Genomic DNA, 24,199 nt, shown 5'->3' on the forward strand with positions numbered 1-24,199 from the left:
GTGGGCGCCGATTGGGCCTTTGGGCGCCGGTTGGGCAGGGGGCTCTGCCGGAATGCCCGGGGCCGGCCCCCGGCGCCCTTGCGGCGCCCGGATCGGCCCCGGTCCGGGGGGCTGGCCCGAATCCTGCTTGAGCTTCGCCTGCGTCCACCGCCGGGAGGTCCCGCGTCCATGCCGATCCGCCCCACCCGATCCGCCGCGATCGCCGCCGCCGCGCGGCGCTGGAGCCTGCGGGTCAATTGGGTCGTCGAGCGCGCCTGCGTGGCGCTGCTGGCGCTGCTTGTGCTCGACGTCTGGCTGGGCGTGGCGGTGCGCTACGCGATCCCGCTGCCCCTGACCTTCACCGAGGAGCTGGCCCGCTACCTGATGATCTGGATGGCGCTGCTGGCGGTCAGCTCGGGGGTCGCCCATCGCGAGCACATCGGGGTCGAGTTCCTGTTCGCCCGCCTCCCCGCCCCGGTGCGGCGCTGGCTGGCGGTGGCCTTCGACCTCTGCGCCTTCGCCTTCTTCGCCGCCCTCTTCTGGTACGGGATCGCCTTCGCCGAGCGGGGCTTCTCCCGCCTGACGATGATCTACGCGATCCCCAAGGGCTATCCCTACCTGGGCGTGCCGCTGGCCGCCTTCCTGGCCTGCGTGCAGCTCGGCCTGATGATCGTGCACGACTGGTTCGCCGAGGCCGCGCCCGAAACCGTGGGCGCCGCGACGCCCGACGCGGGCCGCAGGCTGGAAGGAGACGCGTGATGGGCATCTACCTGGTTCCGCTCGCCTTCTTCGGGTTCCTCGCCTTCGGGATGCCGGTGGGCTTCGCGATCGGCATCGCGGGGATGATCGGCATCCTCGACATGGGTCCGCGCTTCATGACGATGGCGCCCGACCGGCTGTTCGCGGGGCTCGACCTGTTCCCGTTCCTCGCCATGCCGTTCTTCATCCTGGCGGGCGAGATCATGAACCGCTCGGGCATCACGCAGGGGCTGGTGAAGCTCGCCGAGGCGCTGGTGGGCTGGATGCGGGGCGGGATGGCGCATTCCAACATGGTCGCCTCGGTGATGTTCGCAGGCATCACCGGGTCGGCGACGGCGGATGCCGCCGCCTTCGGCAACACGCTGGCGCCGGCGATGCAGAAGGCGGGGTATTCGCGGCCCTACGCCTGCGCGGTGACGGCGGCCGGGTCGATCATCGGGCCGACGATCCCGCCCTCGACGCTGGCGATCATCTACGGCTCGATCATGGGCGTCTCGATCGCGGGGCTGTTCGCGGCGGGGATCCTGCCGGGGCTGCTGATCTGCGCGATCTGCATGGGCGTCATCGCCCTGACCGCGCGCCGCAAGGGGCTGCCGAAGGGCGAGGGGCGCCCGTCCTTCCGCATCGTCATCCAGGCCCTGCGCGAGGGGTTCCTGGCGGTGCTGCTGCCGGTGTTCATCCTGGGCTCGATCCTCGGCGGGATCGCCACGCCGACCGAGGCGGCGGCCATCGCGGTCGCCTATGCGCTGGTCGTGGGCGGGCTCGTGAACCGGGCGCTGAGCTGGCGCGACCTCTACGAGGTCTGCGTGCGGACCACCCGGATCACCGGGGCGATCTTCCTGATCATCGCCTCGGCCACCATCCTGGGCTGGTGGATGACCTTCAACCAGATCCCGCAGGCGATCGCGGCGGCGATGCTGTCGGTGTCGTCGGAGCCGGTGGTGATCGTGGCCCTGATCCTGGCGCTGCTGCTGCTGATCGGGCTGGTGATGGACATCAACGCGACCCTGATCATCCTCGCCCCCGTGCTGGCGCCCCTGACGGTCAAGATCGGCATGGACCCGGTCCATGCGGGGATCATGATCATCCTCGCGCTCAACATCTCGCTGATGACGCCGCCCGTGGGCGCCTGCCTCTTCGTGCTCGCCTCCGTCACCGGGGAGAAGGTCGAGGCGATCGCGAAGGAGCTGTGGCCCTTCATCCTCGCCGAGGTCGGGATCCTGCTGGTGATCGCCTACTGGCCCGACCTCACCCTGTTCATTCCCCGCCTGCTCGGCCTCTGAGCACGCGCCCCCCAGCCGGGAGACCGCCATGTCCTTTCTCAAGACCGCCCTGACGGGCGCCGCGGCGGCCGTCGCGCTGGCCGGCCAGGCGCTGGCCGCCGACGTCACGATCCGGGTCGCGCACCTGAACCCGGAGGATCCGTTCGCCTCCCACTCCGGCGCCATGGCCGCCGTGTTCAAGAGCCTGGTCGAATCCGCCTCGAACGGCGCGATCGAGGTGCAGCTGTTTCCCAACGGGCAGCTCGGCAAGGACGACGAGGTCGTCGACCAGGTGCGGGCGGGGATCGTGGAGTCGACGATCTCGTCGTCCGGCGGCATGGCCCAGCACTATCCGCTGGTCGGGGTCTTCGACATTCCCTTCGCCTTCCCCAACATCGGCGTCGCCTCGAAGGTCATCACGAAGGAGAGCGACTTCGGGCGGACCTTCGTCGCCGACCTCGAGGGGGCGACCGGGCTGAAGGTGCTGGGGCTGATCGACTCGGGCGGGTTCTTCGCCTTCACCAACTCGAAGAAGCCCATCGAGACGGTGGCGGACATGCAGGGGCTGCGCATCCGCACCATGACCCTGCCGACGCATGAGGCGATGATCGCCTCGCTGGGCGGCCAGCCGACCCCGCTGCCCTGGGCCGAGGTCTACACCGCCCTGCAGACCGGCGTCGCCGACGGGCAGATGAACCCGGTGCCGATCATCGCCTTCGCCCGGTTCGACGAGGTGCAGAAATATCTCTCGATCACCAACCATGTGATCACGCCCTACATCTGGACGATGAACCGGGCGTTCTTCGACGGGCTGTCGCCGGAGCATCAGTACCTGGTGAACTGGGCCTCCGAGGTCGCCACCGAGGCCGGACGGTCCATGTCGCGCGTGATCGAGGCCTCGGAGAAGGGCCTGCCGGCGCTGGCCGCGAAGATGGAGGTCAACGTGGTCCCGCCCGAGGAGCAGGCCAGGTTCGCCGAGGCCGCCCAGCCCGCCGTCCGCGCCCTGATCGAGGCGCAGTACGGCGAGGCGGGGATCGCCATGCTCGACAGCCTGCTCGCCTCGGTCGAGGAGGAGAACGGCGCGTTCTGAGCGCCGCCGAAACCGAGGGCCCCGGGGGACCCTGCGCGGCCGCAGGACGCGCGGAGGGGAAGGCGCCCTCCCGCCCGCCGCGCGGGGCGCCCCGGGCCTGACCCGGGGCCTCCCGCGGCCCGCGGCAGGCGCCGTCAGGGAGGCTTGCCGCAGCGTCGAACCGAGACTAGAGCCGAGGACATGACCGCCGTGATCGACCGCCGGATGGGCGACGCGAAGGATTTCGCGCTGGCCCTGAACCCTCTCGCCTCCCGCGACGCGCCCTGGACCGCGGCGCAGGACGCGATCCTGTCCGACGCCGCCTTCGCGGCCGCCCGGGCGACGATCTCCTCCTGGCCCGGCTATGCGCCCACGCCGCTGGTCTCGCTGCCGGCGCTGGCGGGCGCGCTGGGGGTGGGCGAACTCCTCTACAAGGACGAAGGCGGGCGCTTCGGCCTGGGCTCCTTCAAGGCGCTGGGCGGGGCCTATGCGGTGGCGCGGCTGCTGCAGAAACGGCTCTCCGAGACGCTGGGGCGCGACGTCTCGATGGAGGAGGTGGTCTCGGTCGCCCATCCGCAGGCGGCCGCGGCGACGACCGTGTGCTGCGCGACCGACGGCAACCACGGCCGCTCGGTCGCCTGGGGGGCGCGCAACTTCGGGGCGGCTTGCGTGATCTTCATCCACGCCACGGTCTCGGAGGGGCGCAAGGCCGCCATCGAGGCCTATGGCGCCGAGGTCCGCCGCTGCGCGGGCAACTACGACGACAGCGTGCGCGAGGCGCAGGCGACGGCGGATCGCGAGGGGTGGTTCGTGGTCTCCGACACCTCCTATCCCGGCTACATGGACGTGCCGCGCGACGTCATGCAGGGCTACGAGATGATGGCGGCGGAGGCCTGCGACGCCCTGGCCGAGCCCCCCACCCATGTCTTCATCCAGACCGGCGTCGGCGGGCTGGCGGCGGCCGTCGCCGCCCAGGCCGTCAGGCGCTGGGGCGCGGCGCGGCCGACGATCGTGCTGGCCGATCCGGATCGCGCGGCCTGCTGGCTGGAGAGCATCGTGGCGGGCAGGCCCACGGCGGTGGACGGGGCGCTCGACACGCTGATGGCGGGGCTCGCCTGCGGCGAGGTCTCGGCGCTCGCCTGGGAGGTGCTCAAGGACCACGGCGACGCGGCGATGACGGCGCCGGACGCGGCGGCGGTCGAGGCGATGAACCGGCTGGCCCGACCCGAAGCCGGCGATCCCGCCATCGTGGCGGGCGAGAGCGCGGTGGCGGGGCTGGCCGCCCTGGTCAACGCGCTGGCCGACCCGCGGGCGGCCCGGGCGCTGGGTCTGGGCCCCGACAGCCGGGTGCTGCTGTTCGGCACCGAGGGCGACACCGACCCCGAGCTTTACGTCGAGCTGGTGGGCCTGAGCGCCGACCAGGTGCGCGCGGCCCGAGCCTGAGGAGACCGCCATGTCCCGCAAGCTGATCGTCGCCGGCGCGCAGCTCGGCCCCATCGCCAGGGACGAGGACCGCGCCTCGGCCGTGGCGCGGCTCTGCGCGCTGATGCGCCGGGCGCACGCCCGCGGCGCCGAGCTGGTGGTGTTCCCCGAGCTGGCGCTGACCACCTTCTTCCCCCGCTGGTGGATGGAGGACCCGGCCGAGATCGACGCCTGGTTCGAGACCGAGATGCCCAACGCCGCCGTCGCGCCGCTGTTCGCGCTGGCGCGCGAGCTGGGGATCGGCTTCCACCTCGGCTACGCCGAGAGGACGCCGGAGGGGCGGCGTTTCAACACCGCGATCCTGGTGGATGCGTCGGGCGAGATCCTCTCGAAATACCGCAAGATCCACCTGCCGGGGCATTTCGACGACCAGCCCTGGCGGCCGTTCCAGCATCTCGAGAAGAAGTATTTCGAGAAGGGCGACCTCGGCTGGCCGGTGGTCGACGGGTTCGGCGGCCGCATGGGCATCTGCATCTGCAACGACCGCCGCTGGCCGGAGACCTGGCGCGTGCTGGGCCTGGGCGGGGCGGAGCTGGTCGTGCTGGGCTACAACACGCCCCTGCACTACCCGCCGGCGCCCGAGCACGACCACCTGCAGCATTTCCACAACGAGCTCTCGGTGCAGGCGGGCTGCTACCAGAACGGGTTGTGGGCGGTGGCGGTGGCGAAGGCGGGGATGGAAGAGGGCTCGGAGCTGATCGGCGGCTCGGTGATCGTGGCGCCGACGGGGGAGATCGTGGCGAAGGCCCAGACCGTGGGCGACGAGGTGATCTCGGCCGAGATCGACCTCGACCGCTGCGCCGAGATCCGGGCGAACATCTTCGACTTCAAGGCGCATCGCGAGCCCGGCGACTACGGCGCGATCACCGCGAAGAAGGGTTGAGCGGGCGACGGCGGGGCGCGCCCCGGGCCCGACCCGGGGCCTCTGGCCCTCGGGTTGCGCCGGGCGCAGGCGTGGATCGGGGGGAGCCGGCGGCGTCGCGCCTGCGGCCGGCCGCGCGCCCGCCCCCGGCGCGCCTCCCGCCCGCCCACCCCGGCCCGCCGGGGGCGGGCGCGCGGCTTCGAGCCGGGCGCTTGCGGCGGGCGGGGCAGGGCGCTTGCCTGTCGGCCGGTCCGCAAGGGGCTGGCGTCGGGCGCTCCGCCCGGTCATCCTGCGCGCCAAGCGCGGCCGGAGCAGCGCCGCGGCAGCAGGAGAGGACCCCCCATGCCCCATTCAACCCCCGTCGCCTTCGTCACCGGCGGCGGCACCGGCGTGGGCGCCGCCTCGGCGCTGATGCTGGCCGAGCGCGGGCTCGCCGTCGCCGTCAACTACTCGCGCTCCGCCGCGGAGGCCGAGGGCGTGGCCGAGGCCTGCCGGGCGAAGGGCGTCGAGGCTTTCGCGATCCAGGGCTCGGTCGGCTCGGACGCCGACTGCCGGCGGATGGCGGGGGAGGTCGAGGCGCGCTGGGGGCGGCTCGACGTGCTGATCAACGCGGCAGGCACCACGCGCTTCATCAGCCTGGGCGACCTCGAGACCGTGACCGAGGACGACTTCGACGCGATCATGGACGTGAACCTGAAGGGCGCGTTCTGGATGACGCGGGCGGCGGCTTCGATGCTGAAGGCGTCGGGGAAGGGGGCGGTGGTCTCGATCTCCTCGATGTCGGCGGTCACGGGGATGGGGAGCTCGATTCCCTACGCGTCCTCGAAGGGGGCGCTGAACACGATGACCCTGTCGCTGGCCCGCGCGCTGGCGCCGCGGGTGCGGGTCAACGCTATCCTGCCCGGCATGATCGACACGCGCTGGTTCCGGCAGAGCCTGGGGGAGCAGTCCGCCGTCTCGATCCGCGACCGGGCGGCGAAGGGCTCGGCGCTGGGCGACGTGTGCACGGCCGAGGACGTGGCGGCGGGGGCGATGTACCTGGCGCTCGACGCCCGCACGATCACCGGCGAGCTGATGCAGATGGACGCCGGCGCCCTGCTGGGGCCGGCCGCCTTCGCCTGAGCGCGAGCAGACCCAGCCCCGCCGAAAGCCCCGTCGCCAGCGTCAGGCCGGCGGCGGGCAGGGGCACGGGGGCGGCGAGGGCCGAGGCGACCTCGAACACGTCGCCGTCCTGGTCGAAGAGATAGAGCCGCCCCGCCCCGTCCTGCCCGAAGCCCACGGTGCGCGAGAGCGCGCCCGAGCGCTCGACCGTCTCCCAAAGCGTCGCGGCCGAGACCGCCCCGCCCTCGAAGGCCAGCGACCACACCGGCGGCCCCTCGCCGATCGCGCCCCAGCCCAGCAGGTCGGAGAACAGGTAGCGCCCGTCGAGCGCCGCCAGCGGCCCGTGGTAGACGAGCCCGCCGGTGATCGAGGCCCGCGCGCCGCTGTCCGCCCAGACGTATTCGAAGACCGGATCGAGGGGCGGGACCTCCGGGTTCAGGTCCCCCGCGCCGGGGGCCGAGCCCTCGAACGCCGCCCAGCCGTAGTTGCCGCCGGGCGCGATCAGGTTCACCTCCTCGCGCGCGTTCTCGCCCACGTCGGCCACGGGGAACAGGCCCGAGAGCGGGTCGTGCTTGCCCTTGAACGGGTTGCGCAGGCCGATGGCCCAGAGGGCGGGGTCGGCGCCGGGGCCGAAGTCGGGATTGCCGGCCGGGATGGCGTAGTTGTTCGCGGGGTCGTCGGGATAGGCGTCGCCGCGCGGGTCGATGCGCAGCACCTTGCCCAGCCGGCTGGTCACGTCCTGCGAAGGGCCGGCGTCGCCCGCGAAGGCGCCGTTGCTGTCGCCGGTGGTCAGGAACAGCATGCCGGCGTCGTCGAAGCTGATCGCGCCGCCGTAGTGCAGGCCCGGCCTGCCGTCGGGCCGGGCCTCGATGGTCGCCACACGCCGTTGGGAGGCGGGGTCGGCGACGAGCCCGGAGGAGGCGTATTCCACCACCACGTTGCGCCGGTCGACGGTGGCGCCCGAGAGATAGAACCGCCCGCTGTCGGCGAAGTCCGGCGCCAGGGCGATGGAGAAGGCGCCCGAGGCGCTCGAGGCGCCAAGGTCGACGCCGTCGACCACCGCCGCCTCGAGCATCACCTGCGTGGTCCCCGCGGCGCGGTCGACCACGAGGACGCGGCCGGAATATTCCAGCATCGCGATCCGGTCGGGCTGGCCCGGCAGCGCCACGGCGTCGATCACGAAGCTCTCGACGTCGAGGCCCGCGACGGGCGCGAGGTCGAGCCGCCCGGCCTGGGCCGCGCCGGCGCTCAGGCAGGCCGTCAGCATGGTCCCCGCCGCGGCGCCGCGCAGGGCGCCTCGCACAAGCCGCTTCGTCATCGAAAGTCCCCGGTCCCAAAACATCGGACGCCGGTCAGCTTGCCCCGGCGTCGCCCGTCGCGCCAGCGTTTCCACGCTCCACGCTCCACGCTCCACGCTCCACGCTCCACGCTCCACGCTCCACGCTCCACGCTCCACGCTCCACGCCCCAAGCCCGGCGTCCGGCGCCGGAACGGCTTCCCCATGGCACGGCGCTTGCTAGGATCGCGGCATGACGCGCCCCGCCCCCAGACCCGCCCCTCGCCCCGCCCGCCGCCTGCAAGCGGAGGTCCCGCGGTGACCGCCCTCGGCCTCGCCGCCGACATCGGCGGCACCTTCACCGACATCGTCGTCGAGCGCACCGGTCCGAACGGGCCCGAGCGGGTCTCGACCAAGGTGCTGACCACCCATGACGCGCCGGAGCGCGCGCTGCTGGAGGGGGCCGAGCAGGCGCTCTCGCGCGCCGGCGCCGGCTGGGGGGAGGTGACCAGCTTCGTGCATGGCACCACGCTGGCGACGAACGCGATCATCGAGCGGAAGGGGGCGAAGACCGCCCTGATCGCCACCGACGGGTTCCGCGACGTGCTGGAGATCGCGGACGAAAGCCGCTTCGACCAGTACGACCTCGATATCGAGAAGCCGGCGCCGCTGGTTCCGCGATCCCGCCGCTTCACGGTCGTCGAGCGGATGGACGTCGAGGGCGGCGTGCTGACGCCGCTGGACGAGGACGCGGTGCGGGCGCTGGTCCCGGCGATCCGGGCCTCGGGCGCGACGGCGGTGGCGGTGGCCTTCCTGCACAGCTACGCCAACCCCGCCCACGAGCGCCGGGTGCGGGCGATCCTGGAGGCGGAAGCGCCGGAGCTGGCGGTGTCGCTCAGCTGCGAGGTCTGCCCGGAGATCCGCGAATACGAGCGCACCTCGACCACGGTCGCCAACGCCTACGTGCAGCCGCTGATGGCGGGCTACCTGCGCCGGCTGGAGGCGGCGGCGGCCGAGCGCGGCTGCCGCGCGCCGATGCGGCTGATGACCTCCGGCGGCCGGCTGGCGGGCGTCGACACCGCCTGCCGCTTCCCGGTGCGGCTGGTGGAATCCGGGCCCGCAGGGGGCGCGATCCTGGCGGCCCACGTCGCGGCCTCGCGCGCCGAGGACAAGGTCCTGTCCTTCGACATGGGCGGGACCACCGCGAAGATCTGCCTGATCGAGAAGGGGGAGCCGCTGTCGGCCCGCACCTTCGAGGTCGACCGCTCGGCGCGCTTCATGAAGGGCTCGGGCTTCCCGCTGCGCATCCCCGTCATCGAGATGATCGAGATCGGGGCGGGCGGCGGCTCCATCGCCCGGCTGGACGCCACGAAATCCATCGCCGTGGGGCCCGAGAGCGCGGGGTCCGAGCCGGGGCCCGCCTGCTACGGGCGCGGGGGGACCGGGGCGACGGTGACCGACGCCGACGTGGCGCTGGGCCGGATCGCGCCGGACCGCTTCGCCTTCGACCTGGACGTGGGGCGCGCCTTGGCCGCCATCGCCCAGTCGATCGCAGGCCCGCTGGACCTGAGCCCGGAAATGGGCGCCTGGGGCATCGCCGAGATCGTGGACGAGAACATGTCCAACGCCGCCCGCGTGCATGCGGTCGAGCGGGGGGCGACGCTCGCCGACCACACGCTGATCGCCTTCGGGGGCGCGGCGCCGTTGCATGCCGCCCGGGTGGCCGAGAAGCTGGGGCTCGGCCGGGTGATGATCCCGGCGGACGCGGGCGTCGGCTCGGCCATCGGGTTCCTGCGCGCGCCGGTGGCCTACGAGCTGCTGCAGAGCCGCTACATGCGCCTCGACGCCTTCGATCCGGATCTCGCGAACGCGCTGCTGGACGCGATGTCGGCCGAGGCGACCGCGCTCGCCGAGGGCGCCGAGGCGACCCGGGAACGCCGCGCCGCCTTCATGCGCTACCGCGGGCAGGGGCACGAGATCGCGGTGGAGCTGCCCCCCGGCGCCGTCACGGCCGACGACGCCGAGGCCATGCGCCGGGCGTTCGAGGCGGAATACGACCGCCTCTTCGCCCGCCACATCCCCGGCGCGACCATAGAGATCCTGTCCTGGTCGGTGACCGTGGGGGCCGAGACCCCGGCGGCCGAAGCCCCGCCCGCGGCGCCCGCCCCCTCGACCCCCGTCCCGGTGCGCGAGCGGCTGATCTTCGACACCGGCCTGCGCGAGACGCGCAGCGTGCCCGAATACGACCGCCTGGCGCTGGCGCCCGGCGCCTCGATCCCCGGCCCCGCGATGATCGTCGAGCCGACCACCACCACCTTCGTGACCGAGCGTTTCTCGGCCATGGTGGACGGCGGCGGCGCCCTGGTCCTGACCGCCAACGGAGTCCTGTGATGAGCGATCTGTCCCCCATCGAGCTCCAGATCATGTGGTCCCGCCTGATCGCGGTGGTCGAGGAGCAGGCCCAGACCCTGCTGCGCACCGCCTTCAGCCCCATCGTGCGCGAATGCGGAGACCTCTCGGCCGGCGTCTTCGACGTCGAGGGCCGGATGCTGGCCCAGGCGGTGACCGGCACGCCGGGTCACGTGAACTCGATGGCCGAGAGCGTGCGCCACTTCCTCGACCGCTTCCCGCCGGAGACGATGGAGGCGGGCGACATCTACATCACCAACGATCCCTGGATGGGGACGGGACACCTGAATGACTTCGTTCTGACCACGCCCTGCTTCCTGGACGGGCGCCTGGTGGCGCTGTTCTCCTGCACCAGCCACCTGATGGACATCGGCGGCATCGGCTTCGGCCCGGACGCGACCGACGTGTTCATGGAGGGGCTGTCGATCCCGTTCCTGAAGCTCGCCTCGAAGGGCGAGCTGAACGAGACCCTGCTCGCGATGATCCGCGCCAACACCCGCCTGCCGGTGGACACCGAGGGCGACGTGTATTCCCTCGCCGCGTGCAACGACGTCGGCTGCCTGCGCCTGCAGGCGATGATGCGCGAGTTCGGGCTGGAAAGCCTGGATGCGCTGGCGACCCACATCCTCGACCGCTCCCGCGAGGCGGTGCTGGAGGAGGTGCGGGCCCTGCCGAAGGGAACCTGGGCGTCCTCGATGACGGTGGACGGCTACGACGCGCCGGTGACGCTCGCCTGCACGGTGACGGTGCATGACGAGGGCATCCACGTGGACTTCGACGGCACCGGCCCGCAGTCTCCGCGAGGGATCAACGTGCCGATGAGCTACACCACCGCCTACACGGTGTTCGGGCTGGGCTGCGTGGTGGCGTCCCGCGTGCCCAACAACGCCGGCAGCCTCGGGCCGCTGACCGTCTCGGCGCCCGAGGGCTGCATCCTCAATGCGGTGAAGCCGGCGCCCGTCGCCTCGCGCCACGTGATCGGGCAGATGCTGCCGGACGTGGTCTTCGGGGCCCTGCGCCAGGCGGTGCCGACGCGGGTCCCGGCCGAGGGCACCTCGTGCCTGTGGAACCTCAACGTCCGCGGCGTGGCGGCCGAGAGCGACGGCAACTACGGGTTCTCGATGGCCGTCACCTCCAACGGCGGCACCGGGGCGCGGCCGTCCCGCGACGGCCTCTCCGCCACCGCCTACCCCTCCGGCGTGAAGGGCACGCCAGTGGAGATCGCCGAGGCGATCACCCCCCTCGTCTTCCGCCGCAAGGAACTGCGCGCCGACAGCGGCGGCGCGGGCCGCACCCGCGGCGGCCTCGGCCAGGTGATCGAGGTCGAGAGCCGCATCGGCAAACCCTTCGAGCTGCTCGCCGCCTTCGACCGCATCGACCACCCCGCCCGCGGCGTGGACGGGGGCGGCGACGGCGAGGCGGGCTCGGTCGCGCTGGCCTCGGGGCGCACGCTGAAGGGCAAGGGCTTCCAGACCGTGCCGCCGGGCGACCGCCTGATCGTCAACACCCCCGGCGGCGGCGGCATCGGCCCGGCCGCGGAGCGCCCGGCCGAGGCGGTCGCCCGCGACCTCGCCGAGGGCTACGTCACCGCGAAACGCTGAGCGCGGAGGCGCCGCGCCTCGCGCGCGCCGGGGGCGAGCTCTCGCCCGCGGCGCGCGGCGGGCGGGGCGCCGGCGGCGGGGGGCTCCTGACGCCCGCCCCGGGCGCCCCTGCCCCCGCGCGCGACGCCCGCCCCGCGCCGCGAGCCGAACGCCCCCCACGGGCGCGACGGCCGACGCGGCGCTTCCGGCGCGCCGCCCGCCATGGCGCATTGAAATGCGCCCTACCGGGAGATCATCCAGCTCACCGGCGCGGTGACGATGCCGGGGAACACGGTGATGATCACGATCCCCAGCAGCATCAGCGCGAAGAAGGGCATCGAGGCGCGGGTGACCTTCAGGATGTCCCGCCCGGTCAGCCCCTGCAGCACGAAGAGGTTGAACCCCACCGGCGGGGTGATCTGGGCCATCTCGACCACGATCACCGTGAAGATGCCGAACCACAGCAGGTCGATGCCGGCATCCTTCACCATCGGCAGCACCACCGAGGCGGTCAGCACCATCATCGAGACGCCGTCCAGAAAGCACCCCAGCACGATGTAGAGCAGCGTCAGCACCGCCAGCAGCTCCCACGCGCTGAGGTTCCACGCCTTCACCTCCGCCGCGATCACCCGCGGCACGCCGGTGAAGCCCATGGCGATCGACAGGAACGCCGCCCCCGCCAGGATCAGCGCGATCATCGTCGAGGTGCGCACGGCCGCCATCAGCGCGTCCATGAAGCTCGTCAGGCTCAGCGTGCGCGAGGCCGCCGCAAGGCCGAGCGCGCCCAGCACGCCCATGGTGGCCGCCTCGGTCGGGGTGGCGTAGCCGCCGTAGATCGAGCCGATCACCAGGAAGATCAGCAGCGCCACCGGGATCAGCAGGCGCGAGCGGGCGAGCTTCTCGCGCCAGCTGAGGCGTTCCTCGAACGGGGGCGCGAGGCTCGGGTCCAGCTTCGCCCGGATCGCCACGTAGCCCATGAACAGCGCGATCAGCATCGCGCCCGGAACCACGCCCGCGATGAACAGCCGGCTGATCGAGACCTGCGCCACCACCCCGTAGACGATCAGCATGATCGAGGGCGGGATCAGCAGCCCCAGCGTGCCCGAGCCGGTCAGCGTGCCGATGATCAGCCGCTCATCGTAGCCGCGCTTGGTCAGCTCCGGCACAGACATCCGCCCGATGGTGGCGCAGGTGACGGCCGACGAGCCCGCCACCGCCGCCATCACCCCGCAGCCGAGGATGTTCACGTGCAGCAGCCCGCCCGGCAGGCGGCCGACGATGGGGGAGAGGCCGCGGAACATGTCCTCGCTCAGGCGCGTGCGGAACAGGATCTCGCCCATCCAGATGAACAGCGGCAGCGCGGTCAGCGCCCAGTTCCAGCTCGCGTCCCAGACGGTCGAGGCGAGCAGCGAGCCCGCCGGCGCCGCCGAGAAGAAGTACATCGCGACGAAGCCCACGGCGGTCAGCGCCACCGCCACCCAGACGCCCGAGGCCAGCAGCAGGCCCATCACGGCGAAGAGCACGACGGCGACGGTTCCCGGATCGCTCATTCGCCCCCCTCCAGCACATGCTCGGCATTCGCCTCGTAGGAGGGGACGACGCCCCGCAGGATCGAGACGAACTCGTCCACAAGCGCGATGAGGAACACCGCCGCCCCCAGCGCCATGGCGCTGCGCGGGATCCACAGCGGGATCGCCATCAGGCCGGGGCTGATCTCGTCGAAGGCCCAGGAGAACCAGACGAGGTCGACGGCCCACCACAGGAAATAGGCCACCGCGAGGATCGAGAAGGCCACGCACCACAGCTCCAGCCAGCGGCGGGGCCCGGACGGCGCGCGTCCGATCAGCAGGGTGACGCGGATATGGGCGCCGCGCCGGAACGCGTAGGCGAGTCCGAGGAAGGTCGAGGCGGCGAGGCAGAACCCCGCCGTCTCGGTCGAGTCTATGGTTCCGCCCAGCTGGCGCGCGACCACCTGGGCGACGATGGTCACGGCGATGCCGACCAGGAACAGCCCCGACAGCGCGCCGGAGACGAGATAGAGCGCGTCGAGCCCCCGCCGCAGCGGCCCGCGGGGGCCGGCGACGGGGGCGGAGACGGCGGCGAAGCCCTGCGGGCCCTCGGGCGTTCCGGTCACGCCGGCCTCACTGCGCGAGGTAGGCGTCGAGCACGGCGATCGCCTCGGGGGAGGCGGTGGCGCGCCAGTCCTCGACCATCGTCTTCCCGATCTCGCGCATGCGGGCCATGATCGCCTCGGGCGCGTCGGTGGTGGTCATGCCGTTCTGGGCGAGGATGCCGATCTGGGCCTCGGTGGTCTCGGCCGACATCTTCCAGGCGCGCTCCTCGGCGAGCGAGGCCGCGTTGAGGATCGCGGTGCGCGCGTCCTCGGGCAGGCCGTCGAACATCGCCTTGTTCACGATCACCGCGTTCTTGGAATAGATCGCGCCGGCGTAGGTGAAGTAGTCGGTGTTGTCCCAGGCCTGGATGTCGATCCCGGTCTGGGGCGAGGTGAACAGCGCCTCGATCAGGCCGGTCGAGAAGGCCTGCGGGATCTCGGCGAAGGGCAGGATGGTGGCCTGGAAGCCCAGCATCTCGCCCATCTTCTGGGTGGCGGTGGAGTAGATGCGCAGCTTCTTGCCCTCGAAGTCCGCGAGCGTCTCGACGGGCGTCTTGGTGTAGAAGCCCTGGCCGGGCCAGGGCTGGTAGAACAGGACCATCAGGCCCGCCGCCTCGAGCTTCTCGGCGAAATAGGGCTTCTGGGCCTCCTTCAGGCGCCAGGCGTCCTCGTAGGTGGGGGCGATGAAGGGCACGCCCGCGAGGATGTACATCGGGTCCTCGTTTCCGTAGACGCCCAGCCGGATCTCGCCCATCGGCACCTGGCCGCGCTGCACGGCGGTCTTGATCGCGTCGAGCTTGATCAGCGTGTCGTTGGACTGCAGGTCGATGGTCAGGTCGGTGTTGGCCTCGACCTCCTCGATGAACAGGCGGATGTTCTGGGTGAGGAAATTGTCCTCGGGGTAGCCCGAGGCCATGATCCAGGTCTGGGCCTGCGCGGCGGCGGCGGAGAGGCCGAGCGCCAGGGCCGCGGCCCCCGCGGCGAGGAATTTCCGGTTGGCGAACATGGTGCGCTCCCTGTCGTGAAGCCCGCGGCGCTTGCTGGCCGCCCGATGTTTCGCTAGCAAACGACATGCCAAGGGGGGGCGGGGGCGCAGGCGCCCTGCGGGCGGGCCTGGCTGGGGGCGCTCATGAGGGGCGTCGCGAGGAGGGCGAGGGGGGCGCCTCCGGCGGGCTCCTGACTCACCCAAGAACAAGCCCGCGCCTGTCCTCCGGAGCCGTCTCTCGCTGATGGATGCCTGAGCGACTCGCCCGAAGGGGTCAAGGACAAGCCGCGCAAGCGCGGTCGCTGCGCGATCCTTGACCCCTTCGGGCGAGTCGCTCTTTTCGGCATCCGCGAGAGACGGCTCCGGAGAACAGGCGCTCCCGGGGGGGCTTGTGGCGCGGGGGACCGGGGCGGGCGGCGTGCCGAGGCCGGCGCGGCTGCGCGGGGGGCGAGGCCCCGCGGCTCAGTAGGTGCGGATCAGGCCGACGAGGCGGCCCTGGATCGAGACCTGATCGGCGCGGAACAGGCGGGTCTCGTAGGCGGGGTTGGCGGCCTCGAGCGCGATCATGCCGTTCTGGCGGCGCAGACGCTTGAGGGTCGCTTCCTCGTCCTCGACCAGCGCCACCACGATGTCGCCGTTGTCGGCCGTGTCCTGACGCTGGATCACCACCAGGTCGCCGTCGTGGATCCCGGCGTCGACCATCGAGTCGCCCTTCACCTGAAGCGCGTAGTGCTCCCGGCCCCGGCGCAGCATGTCGAGGGGAACCCCGACCTCCCGCTCCTGGTGCTGGATCGCCGAGATCGGCGTGCCGGCGGCGATGCGGCCCATCAGCGGGACCGCGCCGAACTCCGCCTCCGGGAAGGCGGGGACGGCGGGGGCGGGCTTGCCGGCGCCGCCCTCGATCACCTTGGGGGCGAAGGCGGGCGGCAGCTCGCCCAGGCTCTCGGGCAGCTTCACGATCTCGATCGCGCGGGCGCGGTGGGCGAGGCGGCGGATGAAGCCCCGCTCCTCCAGCGCGGTGATCAGGCGGTGGATGCCGGACTTGGAGCGCAGGTCCAGCGCCTCCTTCATCTCGTCGAAGGACGGCGAGACCCCGTCGCGCTGCACACGCTCATGAATGAAGCGCAGGAGATCGAGCTGCTTGCGGGTCAGCATCCGTCACGGTCCTCCCAAAGCCTGCGCGATCACGGTCCGTTCCGCGTCGCGGCATGGATTCCGCGCCGCGAAGGCGCCGCCACGGCCTCAGGTTCTACATACGTTCCCGTTTTGTGTCAACCATCGGGTTATGGTCTCTGAACGAAACGGAACGCCGGCGGGGCCGGGAAATCACAGGGGAATGACCTCGATCGCCTCGCCCGCCGCCATCGCCGGCGCGTTCGGCGCCAGTACCGCCAGCGCATCCGCCTCGGCCAGGACCGAGAGCAGGGAGCTGTCCTGGCGCCCCAGCACCCGCACGCCGAGGCCGTCGGGGCCGGGCTCCAGCCGGGCGCGGGCGAAGTGCTCGCGCGGGCCGTTGGCGCCGACGCCCTCCACGAGGCGCGCGGGCAGGCGGCGGGGCGCGGCGGCGGGCAGGCCCGCGAGCGCGTCCACCGCCGGCAGCAGGAAGAGCTGCGCGCAGACCATGGCCGAGACCGGGTTGCCGGGCAGGCCCAGCAGCGGCCGGCCGCCGGGCAGGCGGCCCGCCATCAGCGGCTTGCCCGGGCGCATGTTCACCTTCCAGAAGTCGAGCGAGAGGCCCGCCTCGGCGGCGGCGCGGCCCACCAGGTCGTGGTCGCCGACCGAGGCGCCGCCCAGCGTCACCACCAGGTCGGCGTCCGCGACCGAGGCGAAGGCGGCGGCGAGGCTCTCCATCGTGTCGCGCGCGATCGGGGCCAGCCGCGGCGCCGCCCCGCGGGCGGCCAGCAGCGCGTGCAGGCCGTAGCTGTTGGAGCTGACGATCTGGTCGGGGCCGGGGGTCTCGCCGGGCTCGACCAGCTCGTCGCCGGTGGCGACGATGGCCACGACCGGGCGGCGCAGGACCTCGACCTCGGTCAGGTTCATCGCGGCCAGAAGCGAGATGTCGCGGGGCGTCAGGCGGCGGGGGGCCGGGAGGGCGTCGCCTTCGCGGAAGTCGCCGCCGGCGGGGCGGATGTGCGATCCGGCGTCGAGGGTCTCGCGGGCGCGGATGCGCTCGCCGCCGCCGTCCTCCAGCCGCTCGGCGTCCTCCTGGATCAGGACCCGGTCGGCGCCTTGCGGGACCGGGGCGCCGGTGAAGATGCGCACGGCCTGACCGGGGCCGACCTCGCCGGCGAAGCGCAGGCCGGCCTGGGATTCGCCGATCACCCGGAATTCGGCGCCCGGGCGCAGCCCCTCGCCGCGGATCGCGTAGCCGTCCATCGCGGAGGCGGCGAACGGGGGCTGGGTGCGCCGGGCGCGGGCGGGGGCGGCCAGCACCCGGCCCGCCGCCTCCAGCAGGGGCGCGCGCTCGGTCCCCGTCACGGGGGAGACCAGCGACAGGATGCGCGTCAGCGCCTCGGCGGTGGGGATCATCGGGGCCTCCGGGAGGAGGGCGCGGAGGGCTACTCGGCCTCCCAGCGCCCGGACTTGCCGCCCTCTTTCAGGACGACGCGGGCGTCGACCAGCTTCATGCCGCGGTCGACGGCCTTGACCATGTCGTAGACGGTCAGCTGCGCGACCGAGAGGGCGGTCAGCGCCTCCATCTCCACGCCGGTGCGGCCGGTGGTCTTCACCCGCGCCTCGATCTCGACGCGCGAGGTCTCGGGCACGCAGGTCAGCTCCAGCGTCACCGAGGAGATCGGCAGCGGGTGGCACAGCGGGATCAGGTCCGCGGTGCGCTTGGCGGCCATGATCCCGGCGAGGCGGGCGACGGCGAGCACGTCGCCCTTCTTCGCCCGGCCCTCGGCGATCAGGGCCAGCGTCTCGGGCTGCATCTCGACGGCCCCGCGGGCGACGGCGATCCGCGTGGTCTCGGCCTTGTCCGAGACGTCGACCATCTGGGCGTCGCCCTTGGCGTCGAAATGGGTCAGAGCCACGGGTTCAGACCTCGTCCGCGGGCAGGGGGTCGGCCAGCAGCGCGTGGGTGGCGGCGGCGACGTCGGCCTGGCGCATCAGGCTCTCGCCGATCAGGAAGCTGCGCGCGCCGGCCTTCGCCATGCGGGCGAGGTCCGCGGGGGCGAAGAGACCGGATTCGGCCACCAGCAGCCGGTCCGGCGGCAGCATCGGGGCCAGCCGCTCGGTGGTGGCGATGTCGGTCTCGAAGGTGCGCAGGTTGCGGTTGTTCACCCCCACGAGGGGGGAGGAGAGCTTCAGCGCCCGCTCCATCTCCGCCTCGTCATGGACCTCGATCAGCACGTCCATCGACCAGGCCAGCGCCACGTCCTCGAGCTCGAGGGCCAGATCGTCGGAGACGGCGGCGAGGATGATCAGGATGCAGTCCGCCCCCAGCGCGCGGGATTCGATCACCTGCCAGGGGTCGAACAGGAAGTCCTTGCGCAGGGCGGGCAGGGTGACGGCGCGGCGCGCGGCCTCGAGATACTCGGGCGCGCCCTGGAAGGAGGGGCCGTCGGTCAGCACCGACAGGCACGCGGCCCCGCCCGCGGCATAGGCGCGGGCCAGCGCGGGGGGATCGAAATCCTCCCGGATCAGGCCCCGCGAGGGGCTCGCCTTCTTGATCTCGGCGATCAGGCCGTAGCCGCCGGCCGCCTGCTTCAGGCGCAGGGCCTCGGCGAAGCCGCGGGGCGCCTCGGCGCGGCGGGCGGCCTCCTCGGCGGCGGCGAGGGGCAGCCGGGCCTTGCCGGCGGCGATCTCTTCGAGCTTGTAGGCCCGGATGCGGTCGAGGATGTCGCTCATGTCCCGCGTGTTAACGCGCGGCGGCGCGGATGGAAAGCGCCGTGGCGACCGGGCGCGACATCGGCGCCGGAGGGCGGCGCCTGCGACCCTCCGCGGCACGTGAAAGCCGGGCGCGGACGCGCTATGCCAAGGCATGGCGCGACTCGTTTCCAGGCCCCTCGTTCCCGACGACGGATCCCCGTCCGTGCCGGCGTCCCCGCCGGCGCGTCGGACGCAGGCCGCCGCGCCGGCGGGGCCTGGCCCGGACCTCGCCCAGGCGACGTCGGCGCGCCCGGGCCGCCGGGTCCTCTCGGCCCGGCCGCTGGGCGCCGCCGAGCCCCCGCAGCCGGCCGCGACGCCCGCGCGCCCGCGCAGCCGGGCGGCCGCCGCGGCCTTCGACCCGCCGCCGCCCCATGACGCGACGCCCTCGCGCGGCCACAACCAGGGCCCGCCGCTGCACGGCGGCTTCCTGGTCTACGCCTGGCGCCGCGCCCAGGCCGAGGCCTGGACCCCGCCGCGCCCCGAGGTCCTGCGCCGCCGCCTGAAATACGCCGCCGAGTGCGGCCTGACGCTGCGCGAATACACGCTCGAGATCATGGAGCGCGGCCGCTGGCTGACGCCCGAGAAGGACGCCGCGCGCATCGCCCAGATCAAGTCGCTCCGCCGCTAGCCGCGCGCGCCCCCCGGCCCCATGCGCCCCCGGCAGCGCCTGTTCTCCGGAGCCGTCTCTCGCTGATGCCGATCAGGGCGACTCGGGTCCCCCGGTCAAGGATCGCGAAGCGACCCGCGCTTGCGCGGGCTCGTCCTTGACCGGGGGACCCGAGTCGCTCAGGCATCTTCAGCGAGAGACGGATCCGGAGGACAGGCGCGGGCGCCTTGTTCTTGGGTGAGTCGGGAGCGGCCTCTTCAGACCTCCCCGAACACCTCCGCGAAGAAGTCGGTCATCGCCGCGAACGAGCGCCGGTCGGCCTTCGCGTCGTAGACCGCCCGCCCCGGCGTCGCCGCCTGCGGCGTGGTGAAGGCATGCACGACCCCGCCGTAGGCGTGGATCTGCCAGTCGGCCCCGGCCGCATCCATCTCCTTGGCCAGCGCCAGCACCGCGTCCGGCGTCGCCAGCGGATCGTCCCAGCCGTGCAGCACCAGCACCGAGGCGGCGATCGTCTTCGCCGCAAGCCCGCTGGGCGAGAGCACGCCGTGCAGCGCCGCCGCCCCCAGCAGCCCCTCGGGCGCCGCGCGGGCGAGGTCCAGCGCGCAGAGCCCCCCGAAGCAGTAGCCGCAGACGGCGGTCTTCGCCGCGTCCACCTCCGGCCGCGCCTTCAGCGCGTCGAGCGCGGCCAGCAGCCGGCGTTGCAGCAGGCCGCGGGCGGCGACCATGCCCTGCATCCGCTGCATCGGGTCGATCGAGGCGTCGGCCATCGACTCGATCCCGTAGGGGTCGAGCAGCAGCACCGGCCGGCCGGTCTTCGCCACCCGCTCGGCGTTGAGCTTCATCTGCTCGCCGACGCCGCCGTAGGCGGGCGCCATCAGCACGCCGGGCACGGGCCCGGCCAGGTCCTCGGGCGCGGCCCAGAAGCCCTCGAACTCGGTCTCGCCGTCGGTGTAGCGCAGGGGCGCGGTGGTCAGCTTCATGTGCGGTCTCCTCCCGTTGGGCGCGCGGCCTGCCGCAGGCCGGCGCGCGCAGCCGCGCGCGGCCGAGGGGGGCTCGACGCCCCCCTCGGCCGCCCCCCGGCCTCAGGTCTTGGCGGCGGCGGTGATCCGGGCCAGCGCCTGGGCCTTGCCCCGCGCGGCGCCCGAATCGATGCTCTCTGCGGCGAGCGCCACGCCCGCCGTCAGCGCGCTCACGCGCCCCGCCACCAGCAGGCCCGCGGCGGCGTTCAGCAGCACGGCGTCGCGATAGGCCCCCGGCGCGCCGCCCAGCAGGGCGTTCAGGGCGCGGGCGTTCTCCTCGGGCGTGCCGCCGACGATGGCCTCGAACGGATGCACGGGCAGGCCCGCGTCCTCGGGGTGCAGCTCGAATTCGCGCAGCGCGCCCGCGTCCACCTCCACCACCGAGGAGGCGGCGGCGATCGAGAGCTCGTCGGTGCCGTCGCCGCCATGGACCAGCCAGGCGCGCTCGGTCCCCAGGCTGGCCAGGGTCTGGGCCATCGGGCGCAGCCAGCGGGTCGAGAAGGCGCCGGTGAGCTGGCGCTTCACGCCCGCGGGGTTGGTCATCGGGCCCAGCAGGTTGAACAGCGTCCGGGTGCCGAGCTCGGTCCGCGCCGGGCCCACGAAGCGCATCGCGGGATGGTGCATGGGGGCCATCATGAAGGCGATCCCGACCTCGTCCAGCGCCTGCTGCGCCACCTCCGCCGGCACCATCACGTTCACCCCGATGTGGGAGAGCGCGTCGGCCGCCCCGGACTTCGAGCTGAGGTTGCGGTTGCCGTGCTTGGCGACCGGGACCCCCGCCCCCGCCACCACCAGCGCCGCGGCGGTGGAGATGTTGAGCGTGCCCTTGCCGTCGCCCCCGGTGCCGACGATGTCGATCGCGCCGTCAGGGGCCCGCACCCGGGTCATCTTCGAGCGCATGACGGCGACGGCGGCGGTCATCTCCTCGACCGTCTCGCCGCGGGTGCGCAGCGCCATCAGGAAGCCGCCGATCTGGGCGGGCGTCGCGTCGCCCGACATGATCGCATCGAAGGCGCCCTCGGCCTCGGTGCGCGTCAGGGGGCCGTCGGCGGCCTTGCCGATCAGCGGCCGCAGCTTCTCCGACATCAGGCGGCCGCCTTCAGGGGCGACATGCCCGCGAGGCTGAGGAAGTTCGCGAGGATCGTGCGCCCGTGCTCCGAGGCGATGGATTCGGGGTGGAACTGCACCCCGTGGATCGGCAGCTCCCGGTGCGAGAGGCCCATGATCGTCCCGTCTTCGGTCCAGGCGGTCGCCTGCAGGACCGAGGGGAGGGTCTGCCGCTCGACCACGAGGGAGTGGTAGCGGGTGGCGGTGAAGCCCTGGGGCACGCCCGCGAAGATCCCCTCGCCGGTGTGGGAGACGGCCGAGGTCTTGCCGTGCAGGATCTCGTGGCAGCGCAGGACCCGGCCGCCGAAGCTCTGCCCGATGGTCTGGTGGCCGAGGCAGACGCCGAAGAGCGGCATCCGCGCCGCGGCGCAGGCGGCGACCATGTCGAGGCAGATGCCCGCCCGGTCCGGGTCGCAGGGCCCGGGGCTGAGCATCACCGCGGCGGGCTTCAGCGCCAGGGCCTCCGCCGCCGACATGTCGTCGTTGCGGATGACCTTCGTCTCCACCCCCAGCTCGCCCACGTAGTGGACCAGGTTCCAGGTGAAGCTGTCGTAATTGTCGATCAGCAGCAGCATCCCCGGTCCTCCTCGATGAATTCGATGACCCTGCGGCGCCATGCGTGCGCCGAACTGGCCATGCCGCCCGCGCGGCGGCTATACATGTCGCGGATGCCCCGGCGCCCGTCAAGGCGAGGTCCGGCCGCGCGCGGGGCGAGCTGCGACGATCTCACAGAGGGAGCCGACCCGAATGCTTCGCGGACTGATCATGGGCGTCTTCCTGTGCGCCGTCGCCGCGGTGGCCGCGGCCCTCGCCTTCCCGATGCCCCGGCCCGCGCCTGCGCCCGAGCCCGCGGCCGCGACGCCCGCGCCCGCCTCCGATCCCGCGCCGGCTGCGCCGGCCTCCGACCCCGCGCCCGCCGCCCCGGCCTCCGACCCCGCGCCCGCTGCGCCGGCCCCGGCTTCCGCGCCCGCCTCGGGTCCTGCGCCCGCCTCGGATCCCGCGCCGGCCTCGGACCCGGCGCCCGCGGCCTCGGACCCCGCGCCCTCGACGGGCGGGGCCGCCTCCACCCCGGGAACCGCCGCGACCGAGTGAGCGCGGCGGCGGGCGGTCCGCGCCCCGGTCCCGGCCAGGACCGTGCGGGCGCGGCCGCGCCCCGATCGCGCCCTTGTTGCGCCCGGTTCGCCGGCGAGGGTCGCGCTCCGTCGGCCGGCGCGGCGCGCCGCGGCGACAGGAGCCCCGGACCCCCGCCAGGAGACGCCGCCGCTTGACCGACGCCTCGCCCGAGATCGCGCCCCCCGCGCGGCGACCCGCCGCGCCCTCGCCCTTCGCGGCGCTGCGCCCGGAGCGCGCCGACGCGCTGGCCGCGGGGCTGATCCTGGCGGCCTTCGCGCTGATCCGGGTCGCGGCCTACGGGGAGGGCCTCGCGGTCGACCCGGCGGTCGTGGACGCGCTGTGGCAGAACCTGACGCTGGCCGAGCTCGACGCCGACCTCCCCGGCGCGCTGCTCGGGCTGCATTCCCAGCCGCCGCTGTGGAACCTGGTGCTGGGGCTCTTCGTGAAGGCCTGCGGGCCCGACAACCTCTGCGTCAGCCGGGGGCTGCTGGCGCTGCACATGGCGCTGACGCCGGTCGTGGCGGGGCTGATCTGGGGGACGCTGCGGCTCGCAGGCGCGGCGCGGGGCATCGCCTGGGGGGCGGCGGCGCTGTTCGCGCTGTCGCCGGGGCCGCTTTTCTACGAGACCTTCGCGCTCTATGCGCAGATCTGCTGCGCGCTGGCGACGGGCGGGGCCTTCGCGCTCGCCGCCTTCGCCCGGGGGGCGGGAGGCGGAGCGGTCGCGGCGCTGGCGATCTCGGCGCTGCTGTGCCTGACCTGGCCGCTGTTCCACCCGGCCTGGATCGGCGTGACCTTCGCCGCCCTCGTGCTGGTCGACCGCCGCCGGGCGCTGCGGCCGGTCCCGCTGGTCGCCTTCGCCGCGGCCCTGGCGCTGGCGCTGGCGCCCTCGGTCTGGAACTTTCACCGCCACGGGCTGTTCTCGAACGGCTCCTGGATGGGGATGAACCTGTCGCAGACCGTCTCCTGGCTGAGCCCCGAGCAGCGCGACCGCTGCCTGTTCCGCGGCGCCATCGCGGACGTCGAGGCCGCCCACCGCGAGGGCCGGCTGCCCGGCCCGGCGGCGGAGCGGGACAAGTCCGTGCACGACCCCGCGATCATCGCGCGCTCGCGCGAGTGCGTGGCGATGGCGGCGGACGAGATCCTCTCCCGCCCCGGCCGCTGGCTGCTGGACCGGGGCGCGGCGCTGGTCGCCTCGCACCGGCTGTGGAGCTGGGAGTATCCCAACTACGCGCCGCTGGGGTGGGAGCGGATGCCGATCCCCGACGTCTCCCGCACCCCGCCCCCCGAGGCGCAGGGGGCGGAGGGCTGGGGGCTGCTGGCGCTGTTCCTGGCGATCGCGGCGTTGGGGCTGGGCGGGCTCGCCTGCGGGCTGTTCGGGCGGCGGAGGGGGCTGGCGATGGCGCTGACCCTGCAGGTGGCGGCCTTCACCGCCGCCTCCCATGTCGCCAACGGCGTCGAGCAGAACCGGATGCGCCACACGATCGCGCCGGAATGGCTGATGGTCGCGGCCCTGGGCGTCGACGGGCTGCGCCGCCGCCGGAAGGCGCGGCGCGGCGTGGACTGAGGCGGGCGGCGCGGCGCGGACCCGTCCGCGCCGCGGCTCAGG

22 protein-coding genes are annotated in these 24,199 nt (G+C 73.5%); 11 read left to right on the forward strand and 11 right to left on the reverse strand.

The window, feature by feature from the left end:
• The first annotated feature begins 168 nt into the window (after nt 1-168).
• The 6 genes from BM064_RS07455 to BM064_RS07480 all read left to right on the forward strand — a co-directional run bounded on the left by BM064_RS07455 (nt 169) and on the right by BM064_RS07480 (nt 6,535).
• The gene (locus tag BM064_RS07455) at nt 169-738 is read left to right on the forward strand and encodes a TRAP transporter small permease (protein WP_092859117.1); all 570 of its coding nucleotides are present in this window, start codon (nt 169-171) and stop codon (nt 736-738) included.
• A complete protein-coding gene (locus BM064_RS07460) occupies nt 738-2,021 on the forward strand; it encodes a TRAP transporter large permease (protein ID WP_092859118.1) in 1,284 nt (427 codons plus the stop codon). Before BM064_RS07455 ends, BM064_RS07460 begins: the two co-directional genes overlap by 1 nt.
• A 28-nt stretch (nt 2,022-2,049) precedes the next feature.
• Nucleotides 2,050-3,090, forward strand: a complete 1,041-nt coding sequence (locus BM064_RS07465; protein ID WP_092859119.1) for a TRAP transporter substrate-binding protein — start codon at nt 2,050-2,052, stop codon at nt 3,088-3,090.
• A gap of 180 nt (nt 3,091-3,270) precedes the next feature.
• On the forward strand, nt 3,271-4,512 hold the full coding sequence (locus BM064_RS07470; protein WP_092859120.1) for a diaminopropionate ammonia-lyase: 1,242 nt from the start codon (nt 3,271-3,273) through the stop codon (nt 4,510-4,512).
• Nucleotides 4,513-4,522: 10 nt separating this feature from the next.
• The gene (locus tag BM064_RS07475) at nt 4,523-5,434 is read left to right on the forward strand and encodes an N-carbamoyl-D-amino-acid hydrolase (RefSeq protein WP_092859121.1); all 912 of its coding nucleotides are present in this window, start codon (nt 4,523-4,525) and stop codon (nt 5,432-5,434) included.
• A gap of 321 nt (nt 5,435-5,755) precedes the next feature.
• A complete protein-coding gene (locus BM064_RS07480; protein ID WP_092859122.1) occupies nt 5,756-6,535 on the forward strand; it encodes an SDR family NAD(P)-dependent oxidoreductase in 780 nt (259 codons plus the stop codon).
• Here BM064_RS07480 and BM064_RS07485 read toward each other — a convergent pair.
• On the reverse strand, nt 6,474-7,832 hold the full coding sequence (locus BM064_RS07485) for a PQQ-dependent sugar dehydrogenase (RefSeq protein WP_177236175.1): 1,359 nt from the start codon (nt 7,830-7,832) through the stop codon (nt 6,474-6,476). The two genes, BM064_RS07480 and BM064_RS07485, sit on opposite strands and share 62 nt — an antisense overlap.
• 276 nt (nt 7,833-8,108) lie before the next feature.
• Here BM064_RS07485 and BM064_RS07490 point away from each other — a divergent pair, with 276 nt between their 5' ends.
• Both BM064_RS07490 and BM064_RS07495 read left to right on the forward strand, forming a co-directional pair.
• Nucleotides 8,109-10,181, forward strand: a complete 2,073-nt coding sequence (locus tag BM064_RS07490; protein ID WP_245779084.1) for a hydantoinase/oxoprolinase family protein — start codon at nt 8,109-8,111, stop codon at nt 10,179-10,181.
• Nucleotides 10,181-11,800, forward strand: coding sequence for a hydantoinase B/oxoprolinase family protein (locus BM064_RS07495; protein WP_092859125.1), 1,620 nt, complete (start codon nt 10,181-10,183; stop codon nt 11,798-11,800). Before BM064_RS07490 ends, BM064_RS07495 begins: the two co-directional genes overlap by 1 nt.
• 221 nt (nt 11,801-12,021) lie before the next feature.
• Here BM064_RS07495 and BM064_RS07500 read toward each other — a convergent pair whose 3' ends face one another.
• The 7 genes from BM064_RS07500 to trpC all read right to left on the reverse strand — a co-directional run bounded on the left by BM064_RS07500 (nt 12,022) and on the right by trpC (nt 18,726).
• Nucleotides 12,022-13,329 carry a TRAP transporter large permease gene (locus tag BM064_RS07500; RefSeq protein WP_092859126.1) on the reverse strand — a complete coding sequence of 436 codons (1,308 nt, stop codon included), beginning with the start codon at nt 13,327-13,329 and terminating at the stop codon, nt 12,022-12,024.
• Nucleotides 13,326-13,913: a TRAP transporter small permease gene (locus BM064_RS07505; protein WP_218160976.1), complete on the reverse strand. Its 588-nt coding sequence runs from the start codon at nt 13,911-13,913 to the stop codon at nt 13,326-13,328. Before BM064_RS07505 ends, BM064_RS07500 begins: the two co-directional genes overlap by 4 nt.
• Before the next feature lie 7 nt (nt 13,914-13,920).
• Nucleotides 13,921-14,898, reverse strand: coding sequence for a TRAP transporter substrate-binding protein (locus BM064_RS07510; protein ID WP_092859127.1), 978 nt, complete (start codon nt 14,896-14,898; stop codon nt 13,921-13,923).
• 441 nt (nt 14,899-15,339) lie between these two features.
• Nucleotides 15,340-16,032, reverse strand: a complete 693-nt coding sequence (gene lexA / locus BM064_RS07515) for a transcriptional repressor LexA (RefSeq protein WP_092859128.1) — start codon at nt 16,030-16,032, stop codon at nt 15,340-15,342.
• Between the two features lie 171 nt (nt 16,033-16,203).
• Nucleotides 16,204-17,406, reverse strand: coding sequence for a molybdopterin molybdotransferase MoeA (locus BM064_RS07520; protein ID WP_092859129.1), 1,203 nt, complete (start codon nt 17,404-17,406; stop codon nt 16,204-16,206).
• A 29-nt stretch (nt 17,407-17,435) separates the two neighbouring features.
• On the reverse strand, nt 17,436-17,870 hold the full coding sequence (gene moaC / locus BM064_RS07525) for a cyclic pyranopterin monophosphate synthase MoaC (protein ID WP_245779097.1): 435 nt from the start codon (nt 17,868-17,870) through the stop codon (nt 17,436-17,438).
• Between the two features lie 43 nt (nt 17,871-17,913).
• A complete protein-coding gene (trpC, locus tag BM064_RS07530) occupies nt 17,914-18,726 on the reverse strand; it encodes an indole-3-glycerol phosphate synthase TrpC (protein WP_092859131.1) in 813 nt (270 codons plus the stop codon).
• A 184-nt stretch (nt 18,727-18,910) separates the two neighbouring features.
• Here trpC and BM064_RS07535 point away from each other — a divergent pair, with 184 nt between their 5' ends.
• Nucleotides 18,911-19,375, forward strand: a complete 465-nt coding sequence (locus BM064_RS07535; protein WP_092859132.1) for a hypothetical protein — start codon at nt 18,911-18,913, stop codon at nt 19,373-19,375.
• Nucleotides 19,376-19,611: 236 nt separating this feature from the next.
• On the opposite strand, the gene BM064_RS07540 is transcribed toward BM064_RS07535, so the two are convergent.
• From BM064_RS07540 to BM064_RS07550, 3 genes are all read right to left on the reverse strand, one after another.
• Nucleotides 19,612-20,334 carry a dienelactone hydrolase family protein gene (locus tag BM064_RS07540; RefSeq protein WP_092859133.1) on the reverse strand — a complete coding sequence of 241 codons (723 nt, stop codon included), beginning with the start codon at nt 20,332-20,334 and terminating at the stop codon, nt 19,612-19,614.
• A 102-nt stretch (nt 20,335-20,436) separates the two neighbouring features.
• Entirely contained in the window at nt 20,437-21,459 is a 1,023-nt protein-coding gene (gene trpD, locus BM064_RS07545; protein ID WP_092859134.1) for an anthranilate phosphoribosyltransferase, read from the reverse strand.
• Nucleotides 21,459-22,055 (reverse strand): anthranilate synthase component II, encoded by a 597-nt coding sequence (locus BM064_RS07550; protein WP_092859135.1) that lies wholly within the window; start codon nt 22,053-22,055, stop codon nt 21,459-21,461. The genes trpD and BM064_RS07550 overlap by 1 nt, the downstream gene beginning before the upstream one ends.
• A 172-nt stretch (nt 22,056-22,227) precedes the next feature.
• Here BM064_RS07550 and BM064_RS27385 point away from each other — a divergent pair, with 172 nt between their 5' ends.
• Nucleotides 22,228-22,572, forward strand: a complete 345-nt coding sequence (locus BM064_RS27385) for a hypothetical protein (RefSeq protein ID WP_177236176.1) — start codon at nt 22,228-22,230, stop codon at nt 22,570-22,572.
• A gap of 172 nt (nt 22,573-22,744) precedes the next feature.
• Nucleotides 22,745-24,157 carry a hypothetical protein gene (locus BM064_RS07560; RefSeq protein WP_092859136.1) on the forward strand — a complete coding sequence of 471 codons (1,413 nt, stop codon included), beginning with the start codon at nt 22,745-22,747 and terminating at the stop codon, nt 24,155-24,157.
• Nucleotides 24,158-24,199 lie beyond the last annotated feature (42 nt).

It is taken from the genome of Albimonas pacifica, from assembly GCF_900113695.1.
GTDB classification, from domain to species: domain Bacteria; phylum Pseudomonadota; class Alphaproteobacteria; order Rhodobacterales; family Rhodobacteraceae; genus Albimonas; species Albimonas pacifica.

Bases quoted from the DNA above. Each gene is read 5' to 3' on its own strand.
- moaC (WP_245779097.1), bottom strand. From the start codon at position 17,870: ATGGTCGACGTCTCGGACAAGGCCGAGACCACGCGGATCGCCGTCGCC.
- BM064_RS07480 (WP_092859122.1), top strand. From the start codon at position 5,756: ATGCCCCATTCAACCCCCGTCGCCTTCGTCACCGGCGGCGGCACCGGC.
- trpC (WP_092859131.1), bottom strand. From the start codon at position 18,726: ATGAGCGACATCCTCGACCGCATCCGGGCCTACAAGCTCGAAGAGATC.
- BM064_RS07485 (WP_177236175.1), bottom strand. From the start codon at position 7,832: ATGACGAAGCGGCTTGTGCGAGGCGCCCTGCGCGGCGCCGCGGCGGGG.
- BM064_RS07495 (WP_092859125.1), top strand. From the start codon at position 10,181: ATGAGCGATCTGTCCCCCATCGAGCTCCAGATCATGTGGTCCCGCCTG.
- BM064_RS07470 (WP_092859120.1), top strand. From the start codon at position 3,271: ATGACCGCCGTGATCGACCGCCGGATGGGCGACGCGAAGGATTTCGCG.
- BM064_RS07540 (WP_092859133.1), bottom strand. From the start codon at position 20,334: ATGAAGCTGACCACCGCGCCCCTGCGCTACACCGACGGCGAGACCGAG.
- BM064_RS07500 (WP_092859126.1), bottom strand. From the start codon at position 13,329: ATGAGCGATCCGGGAACCGTCGCCGTCGTGCTCTTCGCCGTGATGGGC.
- BM064_RS07455 (WP_092859117.1), top strand. From the start codon at position 169: ATGCCGATCCGCCCCACCCGATCCGCCGCGATCGCCGCCGCCGCGCGG.
- BM064_RS07550 (WP_092859135.1), bottom strand. From the start codon at position 22,055: ATGCTGCTGCTGATCGACAATTACGACAGCTTCACCTGGAACCTGGTC.
- lexA (WP_092859128.1), bottom strand. From the start codon at position 16,032: ATGCTGACCCGCAAGCAGCTCGATCTCCTGCGCTTCATTCATGAGCGT.
- BM064_RS07475 (WP_092859121.1), top strand. From the start codon at position 4,523: ATGTCCCGCAAGCTGATCGTCGCCGGCGCGCAGCTCGGCCCCATCGCC.
- trpD (WP_092859134.1), bottom strand. From the start codon at position 21,459: ATGTCGGAGAAGCTGCGGCCGCTGATCGGCAAGGCCGCCGACGGCCCC.
- BM064_RS07465 (WP_092859119.1), top strand. From the start codon at position 2,050: ATGTCCTTTCTCAAGACCGCCCTGACGGGCGCCGCGGCGGCCGTCGCG.
- BM064_RS07520 (WP_092859129.1), bottom strand. From the start codon at position 17,406: ATGATCCCCACCGCCGAGGCGCTGACGCGCATCCTGTCGCTGGTCTCC.
- BM064_RS07510 (WP_092859127.1), bottom strand. From the start codon at position 14,898: ATGTTCGCCAACCGGAAATTCCTCGCCGCGGGGGCCGCGGCCCTGGCG.
- BM064_RS07460 (WP_092859118.1), top strand. From the start codon at position 738: ATGGGCATCTACCTGGTTCCGCTCGCCTTCTTCGGGTTCCTCGCCTTC.
- BM064_RS27385 (WP_177236176.1), top strand. From the start codon at position 22,228: ATGCTTCGCGGACTGATCATGGGCGTCTTCCTGTGCGCCGTCGCCGCG.